The organism is Actinoallomurus acaciae (assembly GCF_042429965.1).
In the GTDB taxonomy this organism is placed as follows: domain Bacteria; phylum Actinomycetota; class Actinomycetes; order Streptosporangiales; family Streptosporangiaceae; genus Actinoallomurus; species Actinoallomurus acaciae.
Genome location: NZ_JBHLZP010000493.1, coordinates 1 through 5,900, shown reverse-complemented (window position 1 = coordinate 5,900; position 5,900 = coordinate 1). Strand labels below are relative to the sequence as shown.

General features: G+C 69.8%; 6 protein-coding genes. 4 read left to right on the top strand and 2 right to left on the bottom strand.

The genetic code is table 11. The features are described 5' to 3' along the window. Together ACFFNX_RS39760 and ACFFNX_RS39755 are read right to left on the bottom strand one after the other, a co-directional pair. Positions 1-570 (bottom strand): class I SAM-dependent RNA methyltransferase (locus ACFFNX_RS39760; RefSeq protein ID WP_378211324.1); only part of this gene is annotated, 570 nt, incomplete at its 3' end. After that, complete coding sequence (locus ACFFNX_RS39755) at positions 557-2,593, bottom strand: APC family permease (RefSeq protein ID WP_378211322.1); 2,037 nt, start codon at positions 2,591-2,593, stop codon at positions 557-559. The genes ACFFNX_RS39755 and ACFFNX_RS39760, both read right to left, overlap by 14 nt. A 169-nt stretch (positions 2,594-2,762) precedes the next feature. Here ACFFNX_RS39755 and ACFFNX_RS39750 point away from each other — a divergent pair, with 169 nt between their 5' ends. The 4 genes from ACFFNX_RS39750 to ACFFNX_RS39735 all read left to right on the top strand — a co-directional run. Continuing rightward, positions 2,763-3,431: a potassium channel family protein gene (locus ACFFNX_RS39750; RefSeq protein ID WP_378211320.1), complete on the top strand. Its 669-nt coding sequence runs from the start codon at positions 2,763-2,765 to the stop codon at positions 3,429-3,431. Beyond that, entirely contained in the window at positions 3,431-4,090 is a 660-nt protein-coding gene (locus ACFFNX_RS39745) for a potassium channel family protein (RefSeq protein WP_378211319.1), read from the top strand. The genes ACFFNX_RS39750 and ACFFNX_RS39745 overlap by 1 nt, the downstream gene beginning before the upstream one ends. A 169-nt stretch (positions 4,091-4,259) precedes the next feature. Beyond that, positions 4,260-4,739, top strand: coding sequence for a hypothetical protein (locus ACFFNX_RS39740; RefSeq protein WP_378211317.1), 480 nt, complete (start codon positions 4,260-4,262; stop codon positions 4,737-4,739). Between the two features lie 285 nt (positions 4,740-5,024). After that, positions 5,025-5,900, top strand: an 876-nt coding sequence (locus ACFFNX_RS39735; protein WP_378211316.1) for a COG1361 family protein, incomplete at its 3' end; no start/stop codon positions are given.

Here is a 5,900-nt window from a genome sequence, read left to right as displayed (position 1 = left end):
GCCCGTGCCGGCCGAGGCGGTCGCCTCGACGCCGGACGCCCCGGGCCAGCGCTTGCGCTCGATGCCGAGGGCCTCCACCTCGGGGTGGGCGATCAGGCACTCGTCGATCGGCTCGACCGTGTGCGAGCGGTGCCGGCGGAGGCCCACCGCGCCGTCGCGGCGTACGGAGAACTGCACGCGGGTGCGCCAGCCCAGGCCGTCCGGGGCGCCCGGCACCTCCTCGACCACCACCTCGCGCGAGATTCCGGCCACCCGGCGGAGCTGTTCCTCGACGACCGCGGCCTTGAGGCGCCGCTGCGCCGGGACCGCCACGTGCTGCCAGTCGCACCCGCCGCAGCGCTCGGGACCGGAGAACGGGCAGGGCGCGGGCACCCGATCGGGGGAGGCCTCGAGGATCTCCACGGCGTCGGCGCGCAGGAAGTTCTTGGTCTCCTGGGTGACGCGGGCGAGCACCAGCTCACCCGGCAGGGTGTGCCGCACGAAGACGACGCGGCCCTCGTGCCGGGCCACGCACGAGCCGCCGTTGGCGACGGCGCCGATCCGGAGCTCGATCGGTTCAGACGATTCCACCGGCGGCACGTGACCCCTTCGATTCGGCGTTCTGTTCGGCGTACGGACGGCGCGCGGCGCCCGGCGCGGCCGGCTCCGGGCGCCCCTTGAGGCGGTCGGAGGAGGCGAGCTGCCAGGGAACGCTCGTCACCATCACACCGGGCACGAAGAGCAGGCGCGTCTTGAGCCGCAGCGCGCTCTGGTTGTGCAGCAGGTGCTCCCACCAGTGTCCCACGACATATTCGGGCAGGAACACGGTCACGACGTCGCGCGGGCTGCGCCGCCGGACGCTCTTGACGTACTCCAGGATCGGCCGGGTGATCTCCCGGTACGGCGAGTCGAGGATCTTCAGCGGCACCGGCAGCTCGTGCGCCTCCCAGGCCTCCTGCAACTCGCCGGACTCCTCCGGGTCGACCGCGACGGTGACCGCCTCGATCGTGGACGGGCGGGTGGCACGGGCGTACGACAGGGCGCGAAGCGTCGGCTTGTGGATCTTGGATACGAGGACGATTGCGTGGTTGCGCGGCGGCAGCGCGACATCCTCGCCGGTGACGACCAGCTCGGTGGCGATCCGGTCGTAGTGGCGCCGGATGCCCCGCATCATCAGGAACAGCACGATCATGGCCACGCACGCGATCCAGGCGCCGAGCAGGAACTTCGTGATGAGGACCACGACCAGCACGATGCCGGTGACCACGCCGCCGAAGGCGTTGATCGCGCGTGAGGTCCTCATCCGGCGGCGCCGGCCGCGATCGGTCTCCGTGCGCAGCAGGCGGTTCCAGTGGCGGACCATGCCGGTCTGGCTGACCGTGAAGGACACGAACACGCCGACGATGTAGAGCTGGATCAGCGCGGTCACCGACGCGTCGTACGCGTAGATGAGCAGGCCCGCCAGGGTGCCGAGGATGATGATCCCGTTGCTGAACGCGAGCCGGTCGCCGCGGGTGTGCAACTGCCGGGGCAGGTAGCGGTTCTGGGCGAGCACCGAGCCGAGCACCGGGAAGCCGTTGAACGCCGTGTTGGCCGCCAGGGCGAGGATCAGGGCGGTCATCACGGTCACGTACGCGAAGCCGGGCGTGAAGTTGCTGAAGACCGTGTGCGCGACCTGCGCGACGACCGGGTCCTGGTCCGAGACGTCGCGCCCGGCCTTGTCGATCAGGTGGGTGCCGAGGTTCGGGTCGGCGAACTTGGCCTTGGTGATGTACGCGAGCGCGACGATGCCGGCGAACATCGAGGCCGCCACGGAACCGAGGAGCAGCAGCGTCGTCGCGGCGTTCTTGCCTTTGGGCTTGCGGAACGCCGGGACCCCGTTGCTGATCGCCTCGACACCCGTCAGAGCCGCGCAGCCGGAGGAGAACGCGCGTAGCAGCAGGAAGACGAGCGCGAACCCGCCGACGCCGACCTCGTGCCCCTTGATGGTCAGGTCGGCCGTCTCGGCGTGCAGGTGCGCGCCGAACGTGAGGCGGCCGAAGCCCCACAGCAGCATCGCGAAGACGCCGAACATGAATAGATATGTGGGAATCGCGAAGGCGACCCCGGACTCCCGGATTCCCCGCAAATTCATGATCGTCAAAATCGCGACGATGGCGATGGCCGCGAGGACCTTGTGGGGCTGGAGGAAGTGGATGAGGGCGCCGAGGTTCTCGACCCCCGAGGAGACCGACACCGCGACCGTCATCACGTAGTCGACGAGCAACGCACTCGCCACCACGATGCCGGAGTTGCTGCCGAGGTTGGTGGTGGCGACCTCGAAGTCGCCACCGCCGCTGGTGTAGGCGCGGACGTTCTGCCGGTACGACGCCACCACCGTGAGAAGGATCACGACGACGGCGCCGGCCACCCACGGGGTGAAGTGGTAGGTCGCCAGCCCCGCGATACCGAGGGCGATCAGGATCTCCTGCGGCGCGTATGCCACGGAGGAGAGCGCGTCGCTGGCGAAAACGGGCAGGGCGACCGTCTTGGGGAGGGTTTGCTCGTGCTGCTGGGCGCTGCGTAGCGCCCTGCCTAGCAGGAGCCTCTTGACGAGGTCGGGAGCCTTCGACACGTCGGTGATGGTAGTCGGTAACGGGACCGTGAAAACCCATCGTGGCATGGGCAAGTAAAACAGTGGAACCCACGGACGGGCCGGGAGTTCTATCCCGTGCCCGGCCATGTGTAGGTTTCTCAGGTCAAGACGGAGCCAAGCGGACCGGACGGCGCCGGAAAGGACGACCGTGCACATCGTGATCATGGGGTGCGGGCGTGTCGGATCGACACTTGCCCACATCCTTGAGGATAAAGGCCACAGCGTGGCCATCATCGATCAGAGCCCTGAGGCATTCCGGCGGCTGCGCGGAGGTTTCAAGGGCCGCCGTGTCACCGGTTTCGGCTTCGACCGCGACGTGCTCGTCGACGCCGGAATCGAACAGGCGTCCGCGTTCGTCGCGGTGAGCAGTGGCGACAATTCCAACATCATTTCCGCGCGTGTGGCGCGGGAGACCTTCGGTGTCGAGAACGTCGTGGCCCGCATCTACGACCCCCGCCGTGCCGAGGTGTACCAGCGGCTCGGCATCCCCACGGTGGCGACCGTGCGCTGGACCGCCGACCAGATGCTGCGCCGGCTCCTTCCCGAGGGCCCGGCGCCGCTGTGGCGCGACCCGACCGGCGACGTCGTGCTCGCCGAGGTGCAGATCGACCCCAAGTGGGTGGGGGCGAAGGTCTCCGCGCTCGAGGACGCCGCGCAGACCCGCGTGAGCTTCCTCAACCGGATGGGCGAGGCGCTGGTCCCCGACCCCGACACGGTCATCCAGGACGGCGACGTGGTCCACGTCATGGCCGTGGCGAGTGAGATGGAGCGCATCAACGACGCCGTGTCACAGCGGCCCGAGGAGAAGGCGGAGTAATGCGGGTCGCCATCGCCGGTGCCGGAGCGGTCGGCCGCTCCATCGCCCAAGAGCTCCTGGAGAACGGCCACGAGGTCCTTCTCATCGACAAGAACCCCCGTTCGATCAAGGTCGAGGCCGTCTCGCAGGCGGAGTGGCTGCTCGCCGACGCGTGCGAGATCGCCTCGCTGGACGACGCCGGGCTCGAACGCTGCCACGTCGTCGTGGCCGCGAGCGGGGACGACAAGGTCAACCTCGTGGTCTCCCTGCTGGCCAAGACCGAGTACGGCGTCCCGCGCGTGGTGGCCCGTATCAACCACCCCAAGAACGAGTGGCTCTTCAACGAGTCATGGGGCGTGGACGTCGCGGTCTCCACGCCGCGCCTGATGTCGGCGCTCGTCGAGGAGGCCGTGAGCGTCGGCGACCTCGTACGGCTGATGACGTTCCGCCAGGGTGAGGCCAACCTGGTCGAGCTGACGCTGCCCGAGGACGCGCCGCTCGCCGGCCAGCTCGTCGGCTCGGTCTCGTGGCCGCAGGACACGGCGCTGGTCGCGATCCTGCGCGAGGGCCGGGTGCTGGTGCCCACCCCCGACGACACGCTGGAGGGCGGCGACGAGCTGATGTTCGTCGCCAACCAGGACGTCGAGGACGAGCTGGGGGACCTGCTCTCCGCCCGCTGACTCTCCGCCCGCTGACCCCGGCTGGGGGCGGCCCGTCGTCGTGCGGGCCGCCCTCACGCGTCGTGAGGGTCTCCGCGGTGGGCCTCGCGCCCCCGATGCCGTCCCGGCATCGGGCGGCTACACTCTGTAGTCACTCCAGTACGGCGATGCGCGCGTTTTGGAGAGGGCTATGCGGATCATCTTCGTGATTTTGGTGTTGGCGCTCGGCGCTTGTTCTTCGGGCGGCCATTCGGCGGGTGGACCGAATGGCCATTCTTTGTCACCGGCGCCCACGCCGGCGACGACGGGCCCGGCATTCGGTTCGCCCCGCGGCGCGGCGCCCGTCACGACACCGCCGCCGGACGACGAACCCGGTGAAGAGGCGCCGGAACATTCCGGGCCGCACAAGGTGACGTTCGCCATCCGGGGGAACGGGCGCGCCTCCGTCTCCTTCACCGCGCCGGACGGCCACCGTGGTCGCCTGGTGGTGTCGCCGCCCTGGAGCAGGACCTTCACCGTCAATGACGGCCAGAGTGTCGACGTGAACGCCCACGGCACGGGTTCCGGCGAGCTGACCTGCACGCTCAGTGTCGATGGCGAACTGGTCAAGAGCGCCACCAGCTCCGGCGGCTCCTCGACCGTCGACTGCGGGGACAGCCTCGGCTTCTGAGGGGGTCGGGCGGACCCTTTTTCTCGGGCGCTGGTGTCTTCCTTTTGGTCGAAAGACCGTTAAAGGAAACTATCGCCAAGTGCCGTGCGCGTTACCGGCCTTCGTTGTGCAGGCGGTTTTTTACCATCACTGTTTGTGACGACACGCCGACGCGCTGCTATGAGTTCGCCTCCCCGGACGGCTACAACGGGGCGTTGACAACAGCGTCTGAGCAGGTCACGGGGGACACGAATGATCGACATTTCTGGCCGCGCCGTGCGTGCCGGAATCCGGAGTATCACCGCGGTGGCGGCGGCCTCATGCCTGGCCGTCATGCCGCAGGTGACGAGTAGCGCGTCCGCGCACACCGGCGGTAAGGCCGGGAGAGCGCACGACCGTACGACTCCGAACCGGGACCACGACGGCCGCGACGGGCGCGACGGGCGCGATCGCGCACGCGGGCGTGCCGACGTCGTGGTCGACACCAAGGGGCCGCGCGGGGCGATCGTCCCGGGCAAGGCCTACAACTGGCCGTTCGAGGTGACCAACCGGGGCACCGTCCCGGCGCGGGACGTCGCCCTGACGACCACACCGAACAAGAACCTCAAGGTGCTGGCCGCGCCGCCGAAGTGCCACTGGCGCAAGGCCGGCCCGCTCGTCTGCCACATCGGCCTGCTCCCGCAGGGCAAGACCCGGCACGGGGTCATCACCGCCACGATCGTCCCGCCGGCGCACACCGGCAAGGCGCAGCGGGACCCCGTCCAGCTGCGGAACCCCATCCAGGTGTCGTGGCACAACGCACCGACACCGGAGCGGCGGCTCGCCGCCTTCCCGCCGGTCGACGTCTCACCGGACGGCTCGGACGCCGGCGCCACGCCGCAGAGCACGGCGGAAAAGCTTCCGTACCCGCTCATGGTGACCGAGCACGGCCCGGGAACCGCCGAGTCCGTCGTCGTACGGAGCCCGATCGGGGCGCCCGCCGCCGACGGCCCGTGCTCGCTCGGCGCGCTGCCGGGCAGGACGGCCGGGAAGTCCATGCCGGTCAAGCCGGAGTTCGGCTCCTGCGCCGCCAAGCAGGACGACCCGACGGCCTGCGGGTGCGGCGCCGCCGCGCAGCAGCGGCCCGCCTCGGACCTGCCGACGGAGAACGCGGTCATCCCGGCCCGTCCCTCCGGCTCCGAC

Coding starts and splice junctions, on each gene's coding strand:
- ACFFNX_RS39745 (WP_378211319.1), top strand. CDS start 3,431: ATGCGGGTCGCCATCGCCGGTGCCGGAGCGGTCGGCCGCTCCATCGCC.
- ACFFNX_RS39740 (WP_378211317.1), top strand. CDS start 4,260: ATGCGGATCATCTTCGTGATTTTGGTGTTGGCGCTCGGCGCTTGTTCT.